The sequence below is a fragment of the Streptomyces sp. Ac-502 genome (assembly GCF_045222935.1).
Classification (GTDB): Bacteria; Actinomycetota; Actinomycetes; order Streptomycetales; family Streptomycetaceae; genus Streptomyces; species Streptomyces monomycini.
This window is the reverse complement of record NZ_JBHFFO010000001.1, coordinates 3,839,510-3,863,154: the sequence shown is the minus strand read 5'-3', so window position 1 is coordinate 3,863,154 and position 23,645 is coordinate 3,839,510. Positions and strand designations below refer to the sequence as shown.

The 23,645-nt window shown below is 72.0% G+C and carries 18 protein-coding genes and 4 pseudogenes; 11 read left to right on the top strand and 11 right to left on the bottom strand.

The window, feature by feature from the left end; all coding sequences use genetic code 11:
* Positions 1 to 259: 259 nt before the first annotated feature.
* Complete coding sequence (locus ACEXOX_RS17510) at positions 260 to 613, top strand: cytidine deaminase (RefSeq protein ID WP_406521718.1); 354 nt, start codon at positions 260 to 262, stop codon at positions 611 to 613.
* Positions 614 to 747: 134 nt separating this feature from the next.
* Here ACEXOX_RS17510 and ACEXOX_RS17505 read toward each other — a convergent pair whose 3' ends face one another.
* A complete protein-coding gene (locus ACEXOX_RS17505; RefSeq protein WP_406521717.1) occupies positions 748 to 1,857 on the bottom strand; it encodes an ANL family adenylate-forming protein in 1,110 nt (369 codons plus the stop codon).
* 31 nt (positions 1,858 to 1,888) lie between these two features.
* The gene (locus ACEXOX_RS17500) at positions 1,889 to 2,296 is read right to left on the bottom strand and encodes an AMP-binding protein (protein ID WP_406521716.1); all 408 of its coding nucleotides are present in this window, start codon (positions 2,294 to 2,296) and stop codon (positions 1,889 to 1,891) included.
* Positions 2,297 to 2,603: 307 nt separating this feature from the next.
* Between ACEXOX_RS17500 and ACEXOX_RS17495 the strand changes: the two genes are divergently transcribed.
* The 5 genes and pseudogenes from ACEXOX_RS17495 to era all read left to right on the top strand — a co-directional run bounded on the left by ACEXOX_RS17495 (position 2,604) and on the right by era (position 9,173).
* The gene (locus ACEXOX_RS17495) at positions 2,604 to 4,205 is read left to right on the top strand and encodes an NAD(P)-binding domain-containing protein (protein ID WP_406526379.1); all 1,602 of its coding nucleotides are present in this window, start codon (positions 2,604 to 2,606) and stop codon (positions 4,203 to 4,205) included.
* Positions 4,202 to 5,293: an alpha-hydroxy acid oxidase gene (locus ACEXOX_RS17490; protein WP_406521714.1), complete on the top strand. Its 1,092-nt coding sequence runs from the start codon at positions 4,202 to 4,204 to the stop codon at positions 5,291 to 5,293. Before ACEXOX_RS17495 ends, ACEXOX_RS17490 begins: the two co-directional genes overlap by 4 nt.
* Entirely contained in the window at positions 5,290 to 6,732 is a 1,443-nt protein-coding gene (locus ACEXOX_RS17485) for a cytochrome P450 (protein WP_406521712.1), read from the top strand. Before ACEXOX_RS17490 ends, ACEXOX_RS17485 begins: the two co-directional genes overlap by 4 nt.
* A 141-nt stretch (positions 6,733 to 6,873) precedes the next feature.
* Entirely contained in the window at positions 6,874 to 8,142 is a 1,269-nt protein-coding gene (locus ACEXOX_RS17480; RefSeq protein WP_406521711.1) for a cation:proton antiporter, read from the top strand.
* A gap of 84 nt (positions 8,143 to 8,226) precedes the next feature.
* A pseudogene (gene era / locus ACEXOX_RS17475) lies at positions 8,227 to 9,173 on the top strand (GTPase Era).
* Between the two features lie 27 nt (positions 9,174 to 9,200).
* On the opposite strand, the gene ACEXOX_RS17470 reads toward era, so the two are convergent.
* The 4 genes and pseudogenes from ACEXOX_RS17470 to ACEXOX_RS17455 form a co-directional block, all read right to left on the bottom strand.
* Positions 9,201 to 10,502, bottom strand: a complete 1,302-nt coding sequence (locus tag ACEXOX_RS17470; protein WP_406521709.1) for an MFS transporter — start codon at positions 10,500 to 10,502, stop codon at positions 9,201 to 9,203.
* Positions 10,499 to 11,889 (bottom strand): annotated as a pseudogene (locus tag ACEXOX_RS17465) (GH1 family beta-glucosidase). The gene ACEXOX_RS17470 and the pseudogene ACEXOX_RS17465 overlap by 4 nt, the downstream one beginning before the upstream one ends.
* 77 nt (positions 11,890 to 11,966) lie before the next feature.
* On the bottom strand, positions 11,967 to 12,233 hold the full coding sequence (locus ACEXOX_RS17460; protein ID WP_030021960.1) for a protealysin inhibitor emfourin: 267 nt from the start codon (positions 12,231 to 12,233) through the stop codon (positions 11,967 to 11,969).
* A gap of 61 nt (positions 12,234 to 12,294) precedes the next feature.
* Positions 12,295 to 13,359, bottom strand: a complete 1,065-nt coding sequence (locus ACEXOX_RS17455; RefSeq protein ID WP_406521708.1) for a M4 family metallopeptidase — start codon at positions 13,357 to 13,359, stop codon at positions 12,295 to 12,297.
* 301 nt (positions 13,360 to 13,660) lie between these two features.
* Here ACEXOX_RS17455 and leuA point away from each other — a divergent pair, with 301 nt between their 5' ends.
* The 4 genes from leuA to ACEXOX_RS17435 all read left to right on the top strand — a co-directional run bounded on the left by leuA (position 13,661) and on the right by ACEXOX_RS17435 (position 18,142).
* The gene (gene leuA / locus ACEXOX_RS17450; RefSeq protein ID WP_406521706.1) at positions 13,661 to 15,448 is read left to right on the top strand and encodes a 2-isopropylmalate synthase; all 1,788 of its coding nucleotides are present in this window, start codon (positions 13,661 to 13,663) and stop codon (positions 15,446 to 15,448) included.
* A gap of 249 nt (positions 15,449 to 15,697) precedes the next feature.
* Entirely contained in the window at positions 15,698 to 16,423 is a 726-nt protein-coding gene (locus tag ACEXOX_RS17445; protein WP_030021957.1) for a TerB family tellurite resistance protein, read from the top strand.
* 57 nt (positions 16,424 to 16,480) lie between these two features.
* The gene (gene recO / locus ACEXOX_RS17440; protein WP_030021956.1) at positions 16,481 to 17,227 is read left to right on the top strand and encodes a DNA repair protein RecO; all 747 of its coding nucleotides are present in this window, start codon (positions 16,481 to 16,483) and stop codon (positions 17,225 to 17,227) included.
* Between the two features lie 96 nt (positions 17,228 to 17,323).
* On the top strand, positions 17,324 to 18,142 hold the full coding sequence (locus ACEXOX_RS17435; protein ID WP_030021955.1) for an isoprenyl transferase: 819 nt from the start codon (positions 17,324 to 17,326) through the stop codon (positions 18,140 to 18,142).
* Between the two features lie 79 nt (positions 18,143 to 18,221).
* Here the strand turns inward: ACEXOX_RS17435 and ACEXOX_RS17430 are convergent.
* The 4 genes and pseudogenes from ACEXOX_RS17430 to ACEXOX_RS17415 form a co-directional block, all read right to left on the bottom strand.
* Positions 18,222 to 18,649 (bottom strand): annotated as a pseudogene (locus ACEXOX_RS17430) (Fur family transcriptional regulator).
* Positions 18,650 to 18,748: 99 nt separating this feature from the next.
* The gene (locus tag ACEXOX_RS17425; RefSeq protein ID WP_406521704.1) at positions 18,749 to 19,657 is read right to left on the bottom strand and encodes a metal ABC transporter permease; all 909 of its coding nucleotides are present in this window, start codon (positions 19,655 to 19,657) and stop codon (positions 18,749 to 18,751) included.
* 16 nt (positions 19,658 to 19,673) lie between these two features.
* Positions 19,674 to 20,446 (bottom strand): annotated as a pseudogene (locus ACEXOX_RS17420) (metal ABC transporter ATP-binding protein).
* 67 nt (positions 20,447 to 20,513) lie between these two features.
* The gene (locus ACEXOX_RS17415) at positions 20,514 to 21,503 is read right to left on the bottom strand and encodes a metal ABC transporter substrate-binding protein (RefSeq protein WP_406521703.1); all 990 of its coding nucleotides are present in this window, start codon (positions 21,501 to 21,503) and stop codon (positions 20,514 to 20,516) included.
* 198 nt (positions 21,504 to 21,701) lie between these two features.
* Here ACEXOX_RS17415 and ACEXOX_RS17410 point away from each other — a divergent pair, with 198 nt between their 5' ends.
* Complete coding sequence (locus tag ACEXOX_RS17410) at positions 21,702 to 23,084, top strand: glycine--tRNA ligase (RefSeq protein WP_406521701.1); 1,383 nt, start codon at positions 21,702 to 21,704, stop codon at positions 23,082 to 23,084.
* Between the two features lie 101 nt (positions 23,085 to 23,185).
* Here the strand turns inward: ACEXOX_RS17410 and ACEXOX_RS17405 are convergent, their stop codons facing one another.
* On the bottom strand, positions 23,186 to 23,593 hold the full coding sequence (locus ACEXOX_RS17405; RefSeq protein WP_406521700.1) for a hypothetical protein: 408 nt from the start codon (positions 23,591 to 23,593) through the stop codon (positions 23,186 to 23,188).
* Positions 23,594 to 23,645 lie beyond the last annotated feature (52 nt).

Below are 23,645 nucleotides of genomic sequence, written 5' to 3'. Positions count from 1 at the left end.
AGGACCTGGAGCACCCGCTCGCGGCGCCCTGCTCTTCGAGACCACCCGGCTGCGGGTACCGGCCCGCCCGGATCTGACCATCGTGCTGCACGACCCGCGCCGGTCGGCAGTGGTCGACACGGCGGCGAAGCTGGAGTGGCTGACGTCGCCGGAGGGCCGCCGGGGCGGGATGTATGCGGTGGCGGGGTGACGGGAGGGACGGCCGTCGCCCTACGCCCCTTCGTGCCCGCCGGGCCGCGGGGCGCATATGCTCGCCCGTATGAGCGAAGCCGCACCGCTGGACCCGGAAGACCGCAAGATCATCACGCTGGCCCGTTCCGCGCGCGCCCGCAACGGGGTGCCGGAGGGCGCCGCCGTCCGTGACGAGACCGGGCGCACCTATGTCGCGGGGACCGTCGCCCTGGAGTCGTTGCGGCTCAGCGCGTTGCGTACGGCGGTGGCCATGGCCGTCGCGAGCGGCGCGCGGTCGCTGGAGGCGGCGGCCGTGGTGACCGAGGCGGAGTCCGCCTCGGACGAGGACCGCGCGGCCGTACGGGACCTCGGCGGCGCCGGGACCCCGGTGCTGGTCGCCGGTCCGGACGGCACGCTGCGGGCCTCGGTCCAGGCGGGCTGACGGGCCGGGCGGCGGCTGACGGGCCCGCCGGCCTAAGAGGCCAACAAGCTGACGGTCCAGGCGGCTGAAGGGCCGACGGGCCGACGTCAGGGCGGATTGACGGGTTGGAGGGGCCGGCGCAGGGCCCGCGCTCCTCACTCCGCCGCCCGGTCCGCCCCCACCCGCCCCAGCAGCGCCTTCTTGTCCGGCTTGCCGCTCGCCGCCACCGGCACCTCCCGTATGACGGTGATCGTGGCGGGCACGCTCGCCGGGCCCAGCACGGCCGCGACGTGGTCGCGCAGCGCCGCGAGGTCGGGCCGCCGGTCCGCCGCCGGGACGACGAACGCGTGGGCGGCCTCGCCGGTCCGCTCGTCGGGCGTGCCCACGACGTACGCCTGGTCGACGTCCGGGTGCCCGGTGAGGGCCTGTTCGACGGCGCCCGCGTAATGCAGCACGGCGTTGACGATGATGACGTCACGGGTGCGCCCGGTGAGCCGCAGGAAGCCGTGCTCGTCGAGGCGGCCGAGGTCGCGGGTGCGTACCCAGCCGTCCCGCAGTACGGCGCGGGTCTCCTCCTCGTCCCGGCGGTAGCCGGCCAGCGCTCCGGCCGTACGGACCCAGATCTCGCCGGTGGCGCCCTCGGGGAGCGGCCGCCCGTCGGCCGGGTTCCGCACGCCGATGTCCACCCCCTTCAGGGGCCGCCCCACCGAGCCGTACGCCGCGTCCGGCCGGCGGGCCAGGTCGTCGGGGGTGAGCAGGGTCAGCATGCCGGTCTCGGTCTGCCCGTACCCCTGGTGCACGACCGGGCCGAGCCGTTCGGCCGCCTCCGCGAGGCGGTGGGGCGACAGGGGTGATCCGGCCACGAGGAGAGCTCGGAGGCTCGTGAAATCAATGGTGTTGGCGGGTTCGGTGCGCAGGGTGTTGAGGATGTGGTGCAGCCGGGGGACGGTCAGCAGGCAGGCGGTGATGCGGTGCCGTGCGAAGACCTCCGGGAAGGACAGCGGCGGGTCCGCGATGACGGCGGTGCCGCCGCCCAGCAGGCACAGCCCCAGGTGCTCGAAGATCACCGCGCTGGTGAGGGTGCCGAAGAGCAGGAAGCGCGCGTAGGCCGCAGCGAGGGCGCTGGTCCGCGCTGACCAGCGGGCGGGCTGCCACGACCAGCTCGCGGTCAGGCTGCGGTAGGTGTGCGCGCACTCCTTGGGCTGTCCGGTGCTGCCGCTGGTCAGGGTGATCAGGGCGAGGTCGTCCGGGCGGCCGCGGGCCACGAGGTCGTCGGGGAGGCCGGTTCCGGCGTGTTCAGCAGGTCTTTCTCCAGGCCGAGCCGGGTGGTGTCGGGGGCGCCCGCCGCGAGGAGTTCGGGGAGGCCGACGGCTCGTCGTGTACGAGGACGTCGATGCCGTCGGCCAGGACGCGGGCGAGATGGCCCGGCGGCAGGCCGGGACGGAGGCCGGTCAGCCGGGCGCCCAGCAGATGCACCGCGAGGTGCAGGGCGAACGCCTCGGGGGTGACGCCGGCGGCCACCGCGACGGACGACCCCGGCCCGACGCCCGCCGCGCGCAGTCCGCGCACACAGCGGCCGGTCAGGTCCAGGACCTCACGGCGTGGGACGGCCCGCCCCCGGTGTTCGAACGCCGGGGCGTCCTGTTGCCGGTGGAAGGCGTCGGCGAGGGCCTGCGGGAAAGGACGTGCGGTCGGCTGGCTCATTTCGTGTCCGTTCCGGTCGGTGTGAACGGCTGAAATGCGTCACGGGACCGGCGGGGCGAGCGGGGCCGGGAGTGCGGGAGAGTAATGCGGCGACCCGCCGGGACGCGACAGAAGGGTGTTCCGGGTAAAAGTCCCGGACCTTGTGACACTGGCTTGTGCAGCGTACTCGTAAACCTTGGATTGAGTGTGACGCAGATCACTTATTTGCGCCCTGGTGTCGTTCTTTAATGCTCAAGTACTGTCGGATTCCGCTCCATCTCCATACCCCCGCAGGTGACAGGAGAATTGCGTGAGCCACGACGAAGCGATGGACTATCTGGTGGTCGGCGCCGGTCCCGCGGGATTACAAGCCGGATATTTCCTGCAACAGACCGGGCGCAGTCATCTCATCGTGGAGTCGGGCGCGGCTCCCGGTGAATTCTTCACCCGTTTCCCCCGCCACCGCACCCTCATCTCGATCAACAAGGTGCACACCGGCTGGGACGACCCCGAGCTGAACATGCGCACCGACTGGAACTCGCTGCTCTCCGACGAGCACACCCCGCTGTTCACCGCCCGTACCCCGCGCTATTTCCCGGATGCCGACGAGCTGGTCGGCTACCTCGCCGACTTCGCCGCCACCCACCGCCTGCGCATCCGCCACCACACCCGTATCACCGGGATATCCCGGCCGTACGGCGGGCCGGACGGGCCCGGCGACTTCCTCGCCCGCGCCGCCGACGGCACCACCTACCGCGCACGGCGGCTGATCATGGCGACCGGTGTCACCCGTCCGTACATCCCCGCCATCGAGGGCGTCGAGACGGCCGAGCGCTATGACGAGGTCTCCGTCGACCCGGCCGGCTTCACCGGGCAGCGGGTGCTGATCATCGGCCGTGCCAACTCCGCGTTCGAGACCGCCGACAACCTCATCGAGACCGCCGCCGTCATCCACGTCGCCGGACCCGGCTCGCTGAAGCTCGCCTGGCAGACCCATTTCGTCGGACACCTGCGGGCCGTCAACAACAACTTCCTCGACACCTATCAGCTGAAATTGCAGAACGCGGTGCTGGACGGAAGCATCGAGCGTATCCGGCAGCAGCCGGACGGCTCATACGTGGTCTCCGTTTCCTTTTCCCGGGTCGCGGAGGTCGTCAAGGACATCGCTTACGACCGGGTCATCCTCGCCACCGGATTCCGCTTCGACCCGTCGGTATTCGCCTCGGAGTGCCGCCCCGAACTCACCGTCAACGACCGTTTCCCGGCCCAGACCGACGCCTGGGAATCGCCGAACGTCCCCGGACTGTACTTCGCCGGCACCATCACCCAGGTACGCGATTTCAAGAAATCCACCAGCGGTTTCATCCACGGATTCCGGTACGGCGTACGGGCCCTGCACCGCATCCTCGAAGCCCGCCACCACGGCCGCCCCTGGCCCGCCCGCGCCCTGCCCGCCACCGCCGAGGCGGTCACCGACGCCGTGATCGCCCGCGTCAACCGCAGCTCGGCGCTCTTCCAGGTGTTCGGCTTCCTCGGCGACGCGGTGCTCGTCGACCGGGAAGGCACGGTCCGCTACTGCGAGGAAGTGCCGGTCGACCACCTGCACACCGCCGTCGCCGACGGCGGCTTCGGCGAGGTCGGCTCCTACTGCACCGTCACCCTCGAATACGGCGAGGGCCACGACAAGGTGAACCCGTTCGACATCTCCGCAGGCCGGGTCTCCCAGCAGGACACCACCGGCCTGGACGGCCGCTATCTGCACCCGGTGGTCCGCGTCTTCGACGGCGCCGCGCCCGGCAAGGCGACCGCCGAGCACCACCTCACCGAGAACCTGGAGAACGAGTGGGACAGCGAGGAGGTCCACCGCGCACCCCTGCGGTCCTTCCTGCGCCCCCGGCTCACCGGCCCCGAACCGGCGGCCCGGCCGTGATCCCCACCCTCGCCGACCTGCGCGAGCGGGCCCGGGAACGGCTGGACCCGCGGGTGTACGACTTCTTCGCCGGGGGCGCCGGGGGCGAGACGGCGCTCCACGAGAACGAAGCGGCGTTCCGCAGGCTCGCCCTGCTGCCGCGCGTCCTGCGCGGGGCGGCCACCCGCGACCTGTCCGTGACGCTGTGCGGCGACCGCCTGGCGATGCCCGTCCTGGTCTCGCCCACCGCCTTCCACCGCCTCGCGCACCCCGAGGGCGAGCTGGCCACCGCCCGCGCGACGGCGGCAGCCGGCACGGTCCTGGTCACCGGCATGGCCGCGACCGTGCCGGTGGCCGAGGTCACCGCCGCCGCCCGCGCCGTACAGGCCGACGCGGCCGTCTGGTTCCAGCTCTACCTCCAGCCCGAACCGGAGGTCACCCTCGCCCTGGTGCGCAGGGCGGAGCGGGCCGGCTGCACGGCGCTGGTCGTCACGGTCGACTCGCCCGTCTTCGGCCGCCGCGAGCGGGACGCCCGGCACGGCTTCGACGACCTGCCCGACGACCTGGCCGCCGAGAACATGCGCGGCCTGCCCGGCGCCCTCGACGACCGCCCCCGCGACATCGCCATGTCCCCCGGGCTCTCCTGGGACGACCTGCGCAGGCTGCGGGCGCAGACCCGGCTGCCGGTGCTGCTCAAGGGCGTCCTGCACCCCGGGGACGCGCGGATCGCCGTCGCCGAGGGCGTGGACGGGCTGCTGGTCTCCAACCACGGCGGCCGGCAGCTCGACGCCGCACCGGCGAGCGTCGAGGCGCTGCCCGCCGTGGCCGAGGCGGTCGCGGGCCGGGTGCCGGTCCTGCTGGACGGCGGCGTCCGCCGGGGCTCCGACGCCGCCGTGGCCCTCGCGCTGGGCGCGTCGGCCGTCGGCGTCGGCCGTCCGGTGCTGTGGGGCCTGGCCGCGGGCGGCGAGAAAGGCGTCCGGCACGTACTGGAGCTGCTGCGCGCGGAGTTCGACCACGTGCTGGCGCTGTGCGGCGGCGGCAGCCCGGCCGACCTCGGTCCGGACCTCGTCGTCGCGCGGGGGAGCGTCCGGGGCGGGGAGGCCCGATGAACCGCCTCCGGCTCTCCGCCCGCCCCCGCGCCCTCCGGCTGCTCGCCGCCACGGCCGCCGCCCTCTCCGTCCCGTACTGGCTGCCGCGCTCCGTCGTCGCCGCCCGCGTCGCGCTCTTCGCCCGGATCAACGGCGACGAGGGCATCGCCTTCCCGAACGCCGCCGTCCCCGCCGAACGCTTCCAGGAGATCTACTCCCACCCGGCCGCCAACGGCCGCAGCCGCGGCGCCGCCCTCTCGGACCTCTTCTGGTACTGGCTCGCGCCCGGCCCCGAAGTGCACCAGGAACACCTGGAGGACGGCCCGCGCTACGACGACGTCGCCCGCACCACCCTCGCCGTGCTCGCCGGTCCCAGCCAGGACCTGTCCGCGGCGGCGGCCCGCCGTACCGCCGCCGTGCTCGACGAACGGGGCGTCGGCCGCGCCACATTCGTACGGCTGCGCGACCTGATGATGCCGGTCTGGGCGGAATTCTTCTACGGCCTGGTCTTCCGCGAACCGTGCCCGGCCGGCGTCCGGCGCCTGATCGTCGACAACGCCGAGGACGTGGTGAACTCCCTGAAGTGCACCCGGCCACGCCACCTGGCCCGCCGCGCCCGCCTCACCCGCCACCTGCGGCAGCGCATCGCCGCCGGGCACGTGCCGCCGCGCCACCTGCCGGACTCCCTCACACCCGACGAGCAGGCCCACTACCTCCAGGGCACCTTCTTCAACACGGCCGTCGTGCAGCTGTCCGAGGCCATGGCCCACCTGCTGCTCGTCCTGGCCCAACACCCGGACGTACAGCGGAAGCTGGCCGCCGCGCCGGACGACGACCGCTACTTCGCCAACGTCCTCGACGAGACGCTGCGCCTCTACCCGCTCTTCGGCGTCGCCCACCGCATCAGCACGGACGACATCCCGCTCGGCCCGGACGCCGTCCTTCCCGCCGGCTCCGTCCTGTGCTTCAACTACCCCGACTACCACGCCACCGGCTACACCGACCCCGACGTCTTCGATCCCGGCCGCTGGGACCACCTCGTCGCCAAGGACCAGCACCACATCCCGTTCGGCGTCGCCGCCAACCGGCCCTGCCCCGCCTGGCGGCTGGCCCCGCTGGTCATGCGCGCCGCGACCCGCGAGGTGCTGAGCCGCTTCACCCTCCACTCCGACGTCGCGCACACCCGCTCCATCCCGCACCGCGCCCCCTGCCTGCTGGTCCGGCGCGGCCGCCCGCTGCCGCCGCACCGGCTGTTCGCCGCCCGCGCCTTCCTGCGGGTGCGCGACCGGTGGGAGGACGTGTGGCGCAGCTGCGTCCAGCTCGTCCTCGGTACGTGGATGGTGCTGGACGCCCGCCGGCTGCGCCCGGCCGAGCGGTACTTCGCCGCCCACGACAGCCAGGGCGCCTCGCTGCCGGCCGGCACCGGCGGACCGGCGCGCTGCCCGTACCCGTACGCCTGAGCCGTACGCCTGAGCCGCACGCCCGGTCCGCGCACCCGGTCCGGACGCCTGATCCCCCTCTCGGTCCGCACGCCCGGTCCGCGCCCCTGGCCCGTACGCCTCACCCCCACACCAGCCCCACGATCCGAAGGGCCCTCCGCCATGACCGTCACGGAGTTAGGGCCGGCCTTCTTCCTGGCCGTCGTCGTCATCCTGCTCGTCTGCCGGCTCGTGGGGCGCGCCCTGCGAGCGCTGGGCCAGCCGCCCGTGGTGGGGGAGATGGTCGCCGGCGTGGTGCTCGGACCGTCCGTGCTGGGCCTGCTGGCGCCCGGTCTGGAGACGGCCCTGTTCCCGCCGGAGCTGCGGCCCGCGCTGTACGTCGCCGGGCAGATCGGCCTGGTCGTCTTCATGTTCCAGACCGGCTACGAGTTCCGGTCGGCCGGTATCCGGGCGGTGGCCGGGCCGGCCGCGATGATCTCGGGCGCCGGGATCTTCGTACCGCTCGCGCTGGGCGTGGGGCTGACCTACGCCGTGCACGGCCGGGTCGACGTCTTCCCGGACGACGTGTCCGTCACCGTATCCGCCCTCTTCGTCGGCGTGACCCTGGCCATCACCGCGTTCCCCATGCTGGCCCGCATCATCACCGAGCGGGGTCTGACCGGCACCCGCTTCGGCTCGCTGTCCCTGGCGTCCGGGGCGGTGGACGACGCGCTGGCGTGGGTGCTGCTCGCCGGGGTGCTGAGCATGACCGGCGCCGGCACCGGGCCGCTGGTCGTCGCCCTCGTGGGCAGTGCCGGCCTGGTGGTCGTACTGGTCCTGCTCGCCCGCTCCGGGACCCGGCTCACGGGCCTGGTGAACCGCCGCAGCCCCGACGAGCTGCTGCTGATCACCATCGTGGTCCTGTTCATCGCCGCCTGGTACACCGACCGCATCGGCCTGTACGCCGTCTTCGGCGCGTTCAGCCTGGGCGTGGTCTTCCCGCGCTCCGCAGCGGTGGACCGGGCCGTCGAGACGATCGCGCCGATCAGCCGGATCGTCTTCCTGCCCCTGTTCTTCACCTACTCCGGACTGAACACCGACTTCGCGCTGCTGGCCTCGCCCGGACTGCTGCTGTTCACCGCGGGCTGTGTCGCCCTGGCCGTCCTCGGCAAGCTGGGCGCCTGCTGGCTGGCCGCGCGGCTGGCCGGCGAGGGGGCCGGGGTGGCGCTGCGCATCGGCACGCTGATGAACGCGCGGGGCCTGATGCAGCTCATCGCGATCAACATCGGTCTGGCGGCCGGCATCGTCACCCCGTCGATGTTCGCGGTGCTGGTCGTGGTCGCGCTGGTGACGACGGTGATGGCGTCCCCGATGCTGACCCTGTGGGACCGCCTCGACGCGCGCCGTACGCCGGGACGGACGCGGGCGGAGCGGGTCGGCGCCGCGCCCTGAGTCCCGCCGTACGGGGCCGGGCCGTCCGCCCGTACGGCCACCGCCCGGACCTGGTGGTCCGCGCCCGCCCGCCGATCGGGGACAATGGGCGCCATGAGCGTTCGTACAGAGTCCTCCGCCCAGCACCGCGCCGGCTTCGCGTGCTTCGTCGGCCGCCCGAACGCGGGCAAGTCCACCCTCACGAACGCTCTGGTCGGCACGAAGGTGGCGATCACCTCCAACCGTCCGCAGACCACCCGGCACACCGTGCGCGGCATCGTGCACCGCCCGGACGCCCAGCTCGTCCTGGTCGACACCCCGGGCCTGCACAAGCCGCGCACCCTGCTCGGCGAGCGGCTCAACGACGTCGTGCGGACCACCTGGGCCGAGGTCGACGTGATCGGCTTCTGCCTGCCCGCCGACCAGAAGCTGGGCCCCGGCGACCGCTTCATCGCGGCCGAGCTGGCGGGGATCAAGAAGACCCCGAAGATCGCCATCGTCACCAAGACCGACCTGGTGGACTCCAAGCAGCTCGCCGAGCAGCTGCTCGCGGTCGACCAGCTGGGCCGGGAGCTGGGCATCGAGTGGGCGGAGATCATCCCGGTCTCGGCCGTCGGTGACGAGCAGGTGCAGCTCGTCGCCGACCTGCTCGTCCCGATGCTCCCCGAGAGCCCCCGCTCTACCCCGAGGGCGACCTCACCGACGAGCCCGAGCAGGTCATGGTCGCCGAGCTGATCCGTGAGGCCGCGCTCGAAGGCGTACGGGACGAGCTGCCGCACTCCATCGCGGTCGTCGTCGAGGAGATGCTGCCGCGCGAGGACCGCCCGGCGGACAAGCCGCTGCTGGACATCCACGCCAACGTCTACATCGAGCGGCCCAGCCAGAAGGGCATCATCATCGGCCCGAAGGGCAAGCGCCTGAAGGACGTCGGGGTGAAGTCCCGCAAGCACATCGAGGCGCTGCTCGGCACGCCGGTCTTCCTCGATCTGCACGTGAAGGTCGCCAAGGACTGGCAGCGCGACCCGAAGCAGCTCCGCAAGCTGGGCTTCTGAGGCCCGGCCCCCGGAAACCGCCGCCGCTCACTCCACCCCGCGGATCCGCCGCACCAGCAGCGCCCCCGCCAGCCCGATGCCCGCCGCGACCAGGTACAGCACCCGGTAGCCGCCCAGGTACGTCACGATGGGCGCGGCCAGTGCGGGGGCGGCCACCTGCGGCAGCGAGTTCGCGATGTTGACGACGCCGAGGTCCCGGCCCCGGTGGGCGGCGGCCGGCAGCACGTCCGTCATCAGGGCGAAGTCCACCGACGTGAAGACGCCGAAGCCGACGCCCAGCAGCGCGGCGGCGACCAGCGCGCCGGTCCAGGTCTGCCACCCGGCGAGCAGGGCGGCGGCCACCGCCATGATCACGCCGGACCAGAGCACGAACGGCTTGCGGCGGCCCGAACGGTCCGACCACATCCCGCCGACGACGACGGTGGCGAGCAGCATCACCCCGTTGACGGCGGTCAGGATGAGCACGCCGTCCCCGGGGCGGGGCCGGTGCAGCGCGTCGCGCAGGTAGTAGAGCAGGTACAGCAGCGCGATCGCGTTGCCGAGGTTGACCAGGAAGCGGGTCAGCCACGCCCACGCCAGGTCGGGGTGGCGGCGCGGACTGATCCAGAACCCGGCGAGGAACGGCCGCCACGCGAACGGCGTCCGGTCGCCGGGCCCGATCCGCAGGTCCCGGTAGCGCAGTACGTACGGCAGTGTGGCCAGCACGGTGAAGGCGGCGCAGGCCGCGTACCCCGCCGCGACGCCGCCCGCGGCGGTGGCCAGGCCCGTACCGGCCACCACCCCCAGGATCTGCGCCGCGCCCAGCCAGCCGCCCACCGCACCGCGCTGGAGGTGCGGCACCCGGTCCGGTACGGCCGCGGTGACCGCCGCGAACGCGGCGTTGAGCGCCAGTTGCACCAGACACCACCCGGCCGCCATGGCGCCGACGCTCCTGGCGGCGGCCAACAGGCACAGCGCCCCCGCACCCCCGAGCACACCGGCCGCGATCCACGGTGTGCGGCGCCCGAACCGCGAGGCCGTACGGTCCGACAGCGCGCCGAAGACCGGATTGGCGACGAGCGACACCGCCGCGCCCAGGCCCGTCACCCACGCCAGCACCGTCTCCTTGGACGTGCCGGGCGGCGCCAGCTCGGCCGCCTGGAGGGCCAGCAAGATCTGGATCGGTCCGTACCAGCCGGCCCAGATCGCCCCGTTGGCCAGCGCCAGCGCCGCGGTCCAGCCGCCGCCCACCCGCTCGACCGGCTCGGCAAGGGCCCCGGACGTACCGGCGGGAGCCCCAGGCGTGCCCGAGGGGACTCCGGGCGTGCCCGCGGCCCCCGCACCGGTCACCGCTGGGCCCGGAGCGCGTCCCGCAGCCAGAAGTACGAAGCCTTCGGGGTCCGGACCAGCGTGTCGTGATCGACGTGCACCAGCCCGAACCTGCGGGCGTACCCCTCCGCCCACTCGAAGTTGTCCAGCAGCGACCAGACGAAGTAGCCGCGGACGTCCACCCCGGCGGTGATCGCGTCGTGCAGGGCCCGCAGGTGCCCGTCCAGGAAGGCGATCCGCTCCCGGTCCTCGACACCCTCGTACGAGCAGCCGTTCTCGGTGATGACCACGGGCGGCAGCCGGTCGCCGTACCGGTCACGGAACCCGGTCAGCAGCTCGGTCAGCGCCGCGGGCACCACCGGCCACCCGAAGTCCGTCAGCGGATACCCCTCGATCTCCCGAGGCGCGAACGGCAGCCCCGGCGGCAGCTCGATCCCCGCGAAGTCGCCCCCTCGGGCGCCCTCCGCCGCGGGCGCCCCCACCTTCGTCGGCTGGTAGTAATTCACCCCGTACCAGTCCAGCGGCTCACCGATGACCCGCAGGTCCTCGTCCACCGGACCGGCCCCGGACAGCAGCGGCGCCGTCAGCTCCTCCTCCGGATAGCGCCCCAGCAGCACCGGCTCCGCGAACAGACGGTTCAGCAGCAGGTCGTACAGCCCGGCCGCCTCCTGGTCGGCGGCCGACTCCGACGCGGCCCACGTCGGCCCGTGCGAATTGGCGATCCCGATGCCGCCCGCACCCCGCGCCCGTAGCGCCCGCACGGCCAGCCCGTGCCCCAGCAGCAGATGGTGCGCCACCGGCAGCGCCTCGAACCCCAGCTCCCGGCCCGGCGCGTGCTGCCCCAGCCCGTACCCCAGCAGCGTCAGCTCGGCGGGCTCGTTGAGCGTGATCCACCGGTCCACCCGGTCACCGAGGCGCGCCGCCACGGCGTCCGCGTACGCCGCGAACCGCTGCGCCGTGTCCCGCTCCAGCCACCCGCCCGCCGCCTCGACGGCCTCCGGCGTGTCCCAGTGGAAGAGCGTCGGCACCGGCCGGACGCCCGCCGCGCACAGCTCGTCGACCAGCCGGTCGTAGAAGTCCAGCCCCGCCGCGTTGACCCGCGGCCCACCGTCCGGCATCACCCGGGGCCAGGCCACCGAGAAGCGGTACGCGCCGGCCCCCAGCTCCTTGATCAGTGCGACGTCCTCGCGGTACCGGTGGTAGTGCCCGGTCGCCACCCGGCCGTCCGAGCCGTCCTTGACCCGCCCGGCCCGCTCCACGAAGGCGTCCCACACCGACCGCCCGCGGCCGTCCTCGTCCACCGCCCCCTCGATCTGGTAGGCGGACGTCGACACCCCCACACGAACCCCGCGGGAAAGCGGGGTAACGCACCCGACGAGGACCCACCCGGCGCACGTGATCCGTCCATGGGCCGGATCCTGGTTACCGGCGGGAACCCGTGTCAAGGGGCGTGCACGGGGCGGAAGTTGCCGGCCGGGCGGCCGGTCAGCAGCCCTCCTTCAGTACTCTGCTGATCAGCTTGCGCTGTTCCGTGGTGAGCCGGGGGTCGGAGGCGTAGACCGTGTGGCCGTCGATGGTGATCTGGTAGCTGAAACCGTCGGGGACGCCTACCGGGGGCGTACCCCGGCCGGCGGCGGCTGCCTGCTCGGCCAGGGCGTGCCATTCCGCGGCATCGGGGCGGCCGGAGGTGTCGACCTCGGCGTGGCGCTCGATACCGGCGAAGCCGCCGGTGCGTCGTACTTGAATCCGCATGACGGGCTTCCTACCCAGTGGGGTGCGGGGAAACGGACGGATCGGGCCAGATGGTGGCGGATCAGGTGGCGGGCACACCCACCTGGGACCATGCCTTCTGCAGGGCCTGGAGGACGTCGCCCTCACCGTACTCGGTGCGCGCGGTGGCCACCGTCAGGCGTGCGAAGTCGTCGAACTGGGCGTCCTTGTCGAGTTCGCCGCCGGTCAGCGTCTTGTACCAGATCTGGCCCGCCCGCTCCCACGCGTTGCCGCCGAGGGCCGTGGCGAGCAGGTAGAAGGCGTGGTTGGGGATGCCGGAGTTGATGTGCACGCCGCCGTTGTCACGGGAGGTCTTGACGTAGTCGTCCATCGTCGCGGGCTGCGGGTCCTTGCCCAGGACGTCGTCGTCGTACGCGGTGCCCGGGGCCTTCATCGAGCGCAGCGCCTCGCCGGTGACGTTGGGGCCGAGCAGCCCGGCGCCGATCAGCCAGTCGGCCTGGGAGGCGTTCTGGCCGAGCGCGTACTGCTTGATCAGGGCGCCGAAGACGTCCGACATGGACTCGTTGAGCGCGCCGGACTGGCCGTAGTAGTCCAGGTTGGCGGTGTGCTGGGTGACGCCGTGGGTCAGTTCGTGGCCGATGACGTCGACGGGGATGGTGAAGTCGAGGAACAGGTCGTTGTCGCCGTCGCCGAAGACCATGCGCTGGCCGTCCCAGAAGGCGTTGTCGTAGTTCTGGCCGTAGTGGACGGTGGCGTTCAGCGGCAGGCCGGAGTCGTCGATGGAGTGCCGGCCGTAGACCTTCAGATACAGGTCGAAGGTGGCGCCGAGGCCCGCGTGCGCGCGGTTGACGGAGGCGTCCTTGGACGGTTTGTCGGCCTCGGAGCGCACCTTCTTGCCCGGCAGTGTCTCCTGGTGCCCCGCGTCGTAGATGGTGCGGTTCGGCTTGTCCGAGGGGGCGCCGGTGGGCGCGGCCATGCCGCGGACGGTGGTGATGCGGCGCCGGGTGCGCTGCAGGGCGTCGTGCTCCAGGGTGCGCAGGGCGCGCTCGGAGCGGTCCGGGTCCTCCAGCCGGGACAGCGTGTCGAGAACGTGGGGCGGCACGATCGTGCAGAAGACCGGGTGGCTCTCAGTGGCTTCAGGGTTCATGCACGGCAATGTGGCACTGGGTCATCAGCGTGTCACGCCCTGGCGTCATGATTCCTGAAAACGTGTGGTAGATCGCCGTTCGGGGGTTACGCGGGCCCGGTCCCGCATACTGATACGGGGCCGCAGATTCCGCGTCACCTCGGCTAGGGTGCTGTGCATCATGCGTTACGGGCTGCTTCTCCTTAGCTGCCGCGGCGAGGGTCTGTTGTCGTAGGCCGACCCCCTCCCCGCGGGATTCGGTGTTGCGATTTTCGCCCCGTCGGCCTCTCCCCCGCGGACACACGAGGAGCCCCGCGCCACCATGACGAATCCGTCGATCGCCGCCCAGCACGCTGAGAACTCCGTCGGCCGCCCCACCCCGATCACGAACGCGACCCGCACCCAGAAGCCCTCCGGCCTGCCGGTGCACCGCTACGGCGGTTACGAGGCCGTCGACATCGCGGACCGCACCTGGCCGGACAACCGCATCACCCAGGCGCCCCGCTGGCTCTCCACGGACCTGCGCGACGGCAACCAGGCACTGATCGACCCCATGTCGCCGGCCCGCAAGCGCGAGATGTTCGACCTGCTGGTGAAGATGGGCTACAAGGAGATCGAGGTCGGCTTCCCCTCGTCCGGCGCCACCGACTTCGACTTCGTACGGTCGATCATCCAAGAGGGCGCGATCCCCGAGGACGTGACGATCTCCGTCCTGACGCAGGCCCGCGAGGAGCTGATCGAGCGGACCGTGGAGTCGCTGCGCGGCGCCCACAAGGCCACCGTCCACCTGTACAACGCCACCGCGCCGGTCTTCCGCCGGGTGGTCTTCCGCGGCTCGCGCGAGCAGGTCAAGCAGATCGCGGTGGACGGCACGCGGCTGGTCGTGGAGTACGCGGAGAAGATCCTGGGCCCGGAGACGGCGTTCGGCTACCAGTACAGCCCGGAGATCTTCACCGACACCGAGCTGGACTTCGCCCTGGAGGTCTGCGAGGGCGTGATGGACGTCTGGCAGCCCGAGGCGGGCCGCGAGATCATCCTGAACCTGCCGGCCACCGTCGAGCGCTCCACCCCTTCCACGCACGCCGACCGCTTCGAGTGGATGTCGCGCAACCTGTCCCGGCGCGAGCACATCTGCCTGTCCGTGCACCCGCACAACGACCGCGGCACCGCGGTGGCCGCCGCCGAACTGGCGATCATGGCCGGTGCGGACCGGATCGAGGGCTGCCTGTTCGGGCAGGGCGAGCGCACCGGCAACGTGGACCTGGTCACCCTGGGCATGAACCTGTTCAGCCAGGGCGTGGACCCGCAGATCGACTTCTCGCAGATCGACGAGGTCCGCCGGACCGCCGAGTACTGCAACCAGATGGAGGTCCACCCGCGCCACCCGTACGCGGGCGACCTGGTCTACACCGCCTTCTCCGGCTCCCACCAGGACGCCATCAAGAAGGGCTTCGAGGCCATGGAGGCCCAGGCCGCCGAGCAGGGCAAGAGCGTGGACGACCTGGAGTGGGCGGTCCCGTACCTGCCCATCGACCCCAAGGACGTCGGCCGCTCCTACGAGGCCGTGATCCGCGTCAACTCGCAGTCCGGCAAGGGCGGCATCGCGTACGTCCTGAAGAACGACCACAAGCTGGACCTGCCGCGCCGGATGCAGATGGAGTTCTCGAAGACCATCCAGGAGAAGACCGACGCCGAGGGCGGCGAGGTCACGCCGGACGCGATCTGGTCGGTCTTCCAGGACGAGTACCTGCCGACCCCGGAGAACGCCTGGGGCCGGATCGCGCTGCGCAGCGCGCAGACCTCCACGACGACCGAGGGCACCGACGCGCTGACCGTCGAGGCGGTCGTGGACGGCGCCGACACGGTCCTGACCGGCACCGGCAACGGTCCGCTGGCGGCGTTCTTCGACGCGCTGCACGCGATCGACGTGGACGTACGGCTGCTGGACTACGTCGAGCACACGATGAGCGAGGGCGTCGGCGCCCAGGCCGCCGCGTACATCGAGTGCGCGATCGGCGACAAGGTGCTGTGGGGCGTCGGCATCGACGCGAACATCGTGCGCGCCTCGATCAAGGCGGCCGTCTCGGCGGTCAACCGCGCGAGCCGCTGATCACCGGGCCGGTGTGCGGTCCGCGACCCCGGCCCGCGGGCCGGACCGGTTCCCGGGCCGCACACCGGCTGTGACCTGCGACGTACCGAGCGTCCCCCGGCTCTTTCCGCGAGCGCCGGGGGCGCTCGGGCGTTCAACCGGTTTAAACGGCCGTCTTGTCCGGTCCGCACTACTGACGTCGCATCACGGATGTGGCTAACATCACGTCAACGCGGCAAAGATGCCGGAGCGTTACGGAGGGTCGACGTGATGCACAAGCTGGCTGTGATGGGTGTGCGGACGTCCTGGCGCACCGTCGCCGACGGCGAGTTCTTCTGCCCCGAGTGCGGCGGGGACCGCAACTACCTCCGGCGGACCGGCCGCCGACGTCTGACCGTCCTCGGTGTGCCGCTGCTGCCGCGCGGCACCGCGGGCCCGGTCGTCGAGTGCTCCGCCTGCCGCGGCCACTTCGCGCTGGACGCCCTGGACCACCCCACCACCACGCGCTTCTCGGCGATGCTCCGGGACGCCGTGCACACCGTCACGCTGGCCGTGCTGGCCGCCGGCGGCACCGCCTCGCCCGGGGTGCGCGGCACGGCGGTGGGCACGGTGCGCGCGGCGGGCTTCGCGGACTGTACGGAGGACCAGCTGCTGACGCTGCTCGCCGCGCTCGCCGCCGACACCGGCCGGCTGCCCGGCGCGCACGACGGCGCCCTGTCCCGCGCCGCCTCCGGGAGCGTCGGCCGTCCCGGCGGCGGCCTCGACCCGTGCGGTACGGCGCTGGCCATAGAGCTGCACGAGGCGCTGGAGCCGCTGGCGCCGCACCTGGCCCCGGCGGGCCGGGAGTCGCTGCTCCTCCAGGGCGCCCGGATCGCCCTGGCCGACGGCCCGTACCTGCCGTCCGAGCGCGAGGTCCTGACCACCGTGGGCGCGGCCCTGCTGCTGTGCCCGGACGACACCGCCCGGCTGCTGGCGGCGGCCCGTACGCCGTCCTGAGGGCGGTACGGTCCGGCCGGGGCCGGGGCCGCCGCCGGGTGCGCGAGAATGGACGGCATGAGTCTGTTCCGCGATGACGGCGTCGTGCTGCGCACCCAGAAGCTGGGCGAGGCGGACCGGATCATCACCTTCCTCACGCGCGGTCACGGCCGGGTACGCGCCGTGGCCCGGGGCGTACGCCGCACGAAGTCCAAGTTCGGCGCCCGGCTGGAGCCGTTCTCCCACGTCGACGTGCAGTTCTACGCCCGCGGCAGCGAGCTGGTCGGACGCGGCCTGCCGATGTGCACGCAGAGCGAGACCATCGCCGCCTACGGGGGCGGCATCGTCACGGACTACGCCCGCTACACCGCCGGTACCGCCATGCTGGAGACCGCCGAGCGGTTCACCGACCACGAGGGCGAGCCGGCCGTGCAGCAGTACCTGCTGCTGGTAGGCGGACTGCGCACGCTCGCGCGCGGCGAGCACGAACCGCACCTGGTGCTGGACGCCTTCCTGCTGCGCTCGCTCGCGGTCAACGGCTACGCCCCCAGCTTCGACGGCTGCGCCAAGTGCGGCCTGCCCGGCCCGAACCGTTTCTTCTCCGTGGGGTCGGGCGGTGTGGTGTGCGGTGACTGCCGGGTGCCCGGCAGCGTCGTACCCTCCTCCGAGGCCATCGGGCTGCTGGCGGCGCTGCTGTCCGGCGACTGGGCGACGGCGGACGCGTGCGAACCCCGGCACGTCCGGGAGGGCAGCGGACTCGTCGCGGCCTACCTGCACTGGCACCTGGAGCGCGGCCTGCGCTCGCTGCGGTACGTAGAGAAATAGATAGGCTCAGCAGTTCGGGGGCGAGCACCCGCCCGGAGACGGCGGCGGCTCGGACCCGACCGCACCACGCACTACGGCATAGGAGATGTGGACCGGATGGCACGACGCGGATTCCTGGGGCGCGGCCGACGCGAGTACGAGACGCCCGAGCCGCACCCGTCCGGTGCGCGTCCCCCGAAGATCCCCGGCGAACTCGTCCCGAACCACGTGGCGGTCGTCATGGACGGCAACGGCCGCTGGGCCAAGGAGCGCGGCCTGCCCCGCACCGAGGGCCACAAGGTCGGCGAGGGCGTCGTCCTCGACGTGCTCAAGGGCTGTATCGAGATGGGCGTCAAGAACCTGTCGCTGTACGCCTTTTCCACGGAGAACTGGAAGCGCTCGCCCGACGAGGTGCGCTTCCTGATGAACTTCAACCGTGACGTCATCCGCCGCCGCCGGGACGAGATGGACGCGCTGGGCATCCGTATCCGCTGGGTCGGCCGGATGCCGAAGCTGTGGAAGTCCGTGGTGCAGGAGCTCCAGGTCGCCCAGGAGCAGACCAAGGACAACGACGCCATGACGCTGTATTTCTGCGTCAACTACGGCGGCCGGGCGGAGATCGCGGACGCGGCGGCGGCCATCGCGGCCGATGTGCGGGCCGGGAAACTGGACCCGTCGAAGGTCAGCGAGAAGACCGTCGCCAAGTACCTGTACTACCCGGACATGCCGGACGTGGACCTGTTCGTCCGGCCGTCGGGCGAACAGCGCACGTCCAACTACCTGATCTGGCAGAGCGCCTACGCCGAGATGGTGTTCCAGGACATTCTCTGGCCGGATTTCGACCGGCGGAACCTGTGGGACGCCTGCCTCGAATACGCCAAGCGGGACCGCCGTTTCGGCGCCGCCCCGGAGGCGGAGTCCGCGCCGCAGCAGTGAGCGTCCGCGTACGGAAGCGGCCGGGCCCCTGAATCAGGGACCCGGCCGCTTTTCCGTGCCGCTGCCGGCGTGCTCCGCGTCAGGCGGAGCCGGCGGCCGCCTTGGCCGCGCACTCACCGCACGTACCGAAGATCTCGATGGTGTGCCCGACGTCCTGGAAGCCGTGCTCGGCGGCGATCTGGTCCGCCCACTTCTCCACGGCCGGACCCTCCACCTCGACGGCCTTGCCGCAGTTGCGGCACACCAGGTGATGGTGGTGGTCGTCGGTGCTGCACCGCCGGTAGACGGCCTCGCCCTCGTTGGTGCGCAGCACGTCGACCTCGCCCGCGTCGGCGAGGGACTGCAACGTCCGGTAGACGGTGGTCAGCCCGACCGAGTCCCCCGGTGCTTGAGCATGTCGTGCAGTTCCTGCGCGCTGCGGAACTCGTCCACTTCGTCCAGTGCCGCTGCCACGGCGGCCCGCTGCCGCGTCGACCGGCCGCGCACCGGAGATCCAGCGCTCGCCACCGTTGCCTCCCTAGGTCTCGGGACGTCCCCCTGCACATCAGTCCGGCCATTGTGCCAGGTGATGACCGGAGCCCGGGTGCAACGCTTACGCGTACGTACCTATCCCTTGGCCCCTTGCACGCTGACATCGTCGCCGGGGGAGCGGCCGCCGGGCAGATCCAGAGTGCACTGTTCGGCGGCCGCGGCGGCGGCCCGCGCACGCTTTCTGGCCAGCGGGGCGGCCAGGGCCGCCATCAGCGCGAAGACCGCGATGGCCAGCAGCACGATGCTCGCGCCGGGCGGCACGTCCACGTAGAAGGAGAAGACCGTACCGGAGAGGGTGACGACGACGCCGATGGCGACGGCCAGCGCGAGGGTCATGGCGAAACCGCGGGTGGCCTGCTGCGCGGCAGCCACGGGAACCACCAGCAGCGCGCTGACCAGCAGCAGACCGACGGCTCGCATCGCGACCGTGACGGTGAGCGCGGCGGTGACCGCGAGCAGCAGGTTCAGCCACCGCACGGGCAGGCCCATCACCCGGGCGAACTCCTCGTCCTGGCAGACGGCGAACAGCTGCCGGCGCAGACCGAGGGTGACGGCCATCACGAAGGCGGCCAGCAGGCAGGTGACCGTGACGTCCTCGGCGGAGACGCTGGTGATCGAGCCGAAGAGGTAACTGGTGAGGTTGGCGGTGGAGCCGCCGGGCGCCAGGTTGACGATCAGCACACCGCCGGCCATACCGCCGTAGAAGAGCATCGCCAGCGCGATGTCCCCGCGGGTACGGCCCTTGGAGCGCACCAGCTCCATGGCGATCGCGCCGAGCGCGGCGACCAGCACGGCCATCCACACGGGCGAGGTGCGCAGCAGGAAGCCCAGCGCGACGCCGGTCAGCGCGACATGGCCGATGCCGTCACCCATGATCGCCTGGCGGCGCTGTACGAGGTAGATGCCGACGGCCGGCGCGGTGACGCCGACCAGGAGGGCGGCCAGCAGCGCGCGCTGCATGAAGGCGTAGTTCAAAAGGTCCATGTCAGGTCAGTCCGTCTCAGGTCAGCAGCCCGGTCCGGACCGGCTCGGCGGCCGGGTCCGCGTGCGGGTGGACGTGGTCGTGGCCGGGCAGGGCGTGCTGGCCCACGGCCTCCGGGGAGGCCCGTCGTGCACCACACAGCCGTCGCGCAGCACCACGGCGCGGTCGATCAGCGGCTCCAGCGGGCCCAGCTCGTGCAGGACGAGGAGCACGGTGGCGCCCGCCGCGACCTGCCCCCGCAGCGTCTCGGCCAGCACCTCCTGGCTGGCCAGGTCGACCCCGGCCATCGGCTCGTCCATGATCAGCAGCTCGGGGGAGGCGACCAGCGCGCGGGCGATCAGCACCCGCTGGTGCTGGCCGCCGGAGAGCGCCTCGACGCAGTCCTTGGCGCGGTCCGCCATGCCCACCAGGTCCAGCGCCCGGTGGACGGCGTCCCGATCGGCCCGTCCCGGCCACTTCAGCTTCGTACGGGAGAGCCGGCCGGAGGCGACGATCTCGCGGACGGTGGCGGGCACGCCGCCCGCCGCGGTGGTGCGCTGCGGGACGTACCCGATGCGCGCCCAGTCCCGGAACCGGCGCTGCGGGGTGCCGAACAGTTCCAGCTCGCCGCTGGTCAGCGGCACCTGGCCGACCACCGCGCGGACGGCGGTGGACTTGCCGGAGCCGTTGGCGCCGAGCAGGGCCACCACCTCGCCGCGCCGTACGGTCAGGTCGACGCCGCGCAGGACGGGGCGCGCGCCGAGCGCCGCACCCGCCCCGCGCAGGGATATGACCGTGTCCTGGTCCTTCATGGCCGGGTCCTCCCGTCGTGCCGTACGTATGTGTCCCGCCGGATACCCGGCCGCTTTGCGCGTCCGGTCACTTGGCGCCGAGCGCCTTCTGGAGCGCCGCGAGGTTGGCCTCCATGACCTGGACGTAGTCCTTGCCCCGGGACTTCTCGGTGATCCCCTCGATGGGGTCGAGCACGTCGGTCTTCACGCCGAGGTCCCTGGCCAGGGTCCGGGCCGTCGCGGGGCTGGTCAGCGTCTCGAAGAAGACCGTGTTGACGTGGTGGTCCTCGGCCAGCTTCTGGAGTTCCTTCATCCGGCTGCCGCTGACGTCGCCCGACTCGGGGTCGATGCCGTTGATGGCTTCCTCGGTCAGGCCGTAGCGCTCGGCGAGGTAGCCGAAGGCGGCGTGGGTGGTGATGAAGGTGTCCGACTTCTTGTTCTTCAGCCCGTCCTCGAACTTCTTGTTCAGGTCGTCGAGCTTCTTGACCAGGTCGTCGGTGTTGCGGGCGTAGTCGGCCTGGTGGGCCGGGTCGGCGTCCGCGAGGGTCTTGCCGACTCCCTTGGCGACCTGGGCGAGCTTCACCGGGTCGAGCCAGATGTGCGGGTCGTTGCCGTCGCCCCCGTGATCGTGGTCCTCGTGCCCGTGCTCGTCGTGGCCGGTGCCGTTGTCGCCGGTGGTGTGGTCGTGGCCGTCGACCTCCGAGCCGTGCTTCTTCAGCCCGGTCAGGGACGCCGCGTCGACGGTGTGCCGCACACCGGACTGCTGGACGGCCTTGTCGACGGCGGGCTGGACGCCCTTGAGGTAGACGACCGCGTCGGATTCGCCGAGGTCGGCGATCTGGCGGGGGCTGAGCTCCAGGTCGTGGGGCTCGGTGCCGGGCTTGGTCAGGTCGGTGACCTGGACGTGGTCCTTGCCGATCTCCTTGGCGAGGAACTCCATCGGGTAGAACGACGCCGTCACGTTCAGCTTGCCGTCGGCCTTGCCCCCGCCCGAGCCGGAGCAGGCGGAGAGGGCGAGCATGCCGAGTACGGAGGCTCCGGCCAGGACGGCGGTGGGTATGTGACGTCGTACGTTCATGACACTCATTTTCAACAAAATTGGAAACGATTGTCAACAACGGGCTCCGGGGAGGGCCGCCGGGGAACCGATTTGATCCGGGGGCAGGGCCGCCGGTAACCTGAGTTATTCGCCCGCGCGTATCCCGACCGCCGCCCCTCGTCGAGGCGCAGGGCGCCGCCTTGTCCACCCGTTCGTCGTCGCAATGAAGAGAGCACCGTGGCCGCCGACAAGATCGACACCATCGTCAGCCTGAGCAAGCGCCGTGGCTTTGTATACCCGTGCAGTGAGATCTACGGCGGCCAGCGCGCCGCCTGGGACTACGGTCCGCTCGGCGTCGAGCTCAAGGAGAACATCAAGCGCCAGTGGTGGCGCTCCATGGTCACCTCGCGCGACGACGTGGTCGGCCTCGACTCGTCGGTGATCCTGGCCCCCGAGGTGTGGTCCGCCTCCGGTCACGTCGCGACGTTCACCGACCCGCTCACCGAGTGCACCTCCTGCCACAAGCGGTTCCGCGCGGACCACCTGGAAGAGGCGTACGAGGCCAAGCACCACCGGCTGCCCGAGAACGGCCTGGCCGACGTCAACTGCCCGAACTGCGGCAACAAGGGCCAGTTCACCGAGCCCAAGCAGTTCTCCGGCCTGCTCTCCACCCACCTCGGCCCGACCCAGGACAGCGGCTCCGTCGCCTACCTGCGTCCCGAGACCGCCCAGGGCATCTTCACCAACTTCGCCCAGGTTCAGCAGACCTCCCGCAAGAAGCCGCCGTTCGGCATCGCGCAGATGGGCAAGTCCTTCCGCAACGAGATCACGCCCGGCAACTTCATCTTCCGCACCCGCGAGTTCGAGCAGATGGAGATGGAGTTCTTCGTCAAGCCGGGCGAGGACGAGCAGTGGCAGGAGTACTGGATGGAGCAGCGGTACAACTGGTACCGCGACCTCGGCCTGCGCGAGGAGAACATCCGCTGGTACGAGCACCCCGCCGAGAAGCTCTCGCACTACTCCAAGCGCACCGCCGACATCGAGTACCGCTTCCAGTTCGGCGGCTCCGAGTGGGGCGAGCTGGAGGGCGTCGCCAACCGCACCGACTACGACCTGTCCTCGCACGCCAAGGCGTCCGGCCAGGACCTGTCGTACTTCGACCAGGAGGCCGGCGAGCGCTACACCCCGTACGTCATCGAGCCCGCGGCCGGTGTCGGCCGGGCGATGCTCGCCTTCATGCTCGACGCGTACAACGAGGACGAGGCGCCGAACGCCAAGGGCAAGATGGAGAAGCGCACGGTGCTGCGCCTCGACCCGCGCCTGTCGCCGGTCAAGGTCGCCGTGCTGCCGCTGTCCCGTAACCCGCAGCTCTCGCCGAAGGCCAAGGGCCTGGCGACGGACCTGCGCAAGAACTGGAACATCGACTTCGACGACGCGGGCGCCATCGGCCGCCGCTACCGCCGCCAGGACGAGATCGGCACGCCGTTCTGCGTCACCGTCGACTTCGACACCCTGGACGACAACGCGGTCACCGTGCGCGAGCGCGACACGATGAAGCAGGAGCGGGTCTCGCTGGACCAGATCCAGGCGTACCTGGGTGCGCGTCTGCTGGGTTGCTGACCCTGCGCGAGGCGCCGCCGAACTGACGGCCTCAAACGCCGGCCGGGCTGGAATCGTCCAGCCCGGCCGGCGTTCGTTTTCCGCGAGATCGTCACGACGGGTCACCGGGGCGATCGCGCGGCGAGTGCCGCGCAGGTGATCGCCAGCGGCAGTTCCGCGCCGACCGCCATGGCTATGGCGCCTGCCAGCTCGCTGCCCGGCCCGGCCGTCGCCACGTCGGCGCACGCGTCGGCGGCGAGCAGGAGCGCGGCGGCCGCTGCGGCGACCCGGTGGCCCGGCCGGCCCGCCATCAGCCGGGTACCGGCGACCAGCAGGCACGCCGCCTCCACCGCGTCCAGCGCCACCCACGCCGCCGCCTCCGCGGGCGGCAGCGTCCCCGCGAGGTAGCCCATCCACGGCAGCAGGGCCAGACCGGCGCCGGTCAGGACGCGGCCCGCCCAGGTGCGGCGGGTCGCCGCCAGGGTGAACGGGCGGGCCGTGCAAGGGGAGTTGAAGGCGATGAGTGCCATGGGTGCGCCTCTTCCGGGCCAGGTCGGCCCGGCTTTCGGGCTCGTGATCCAC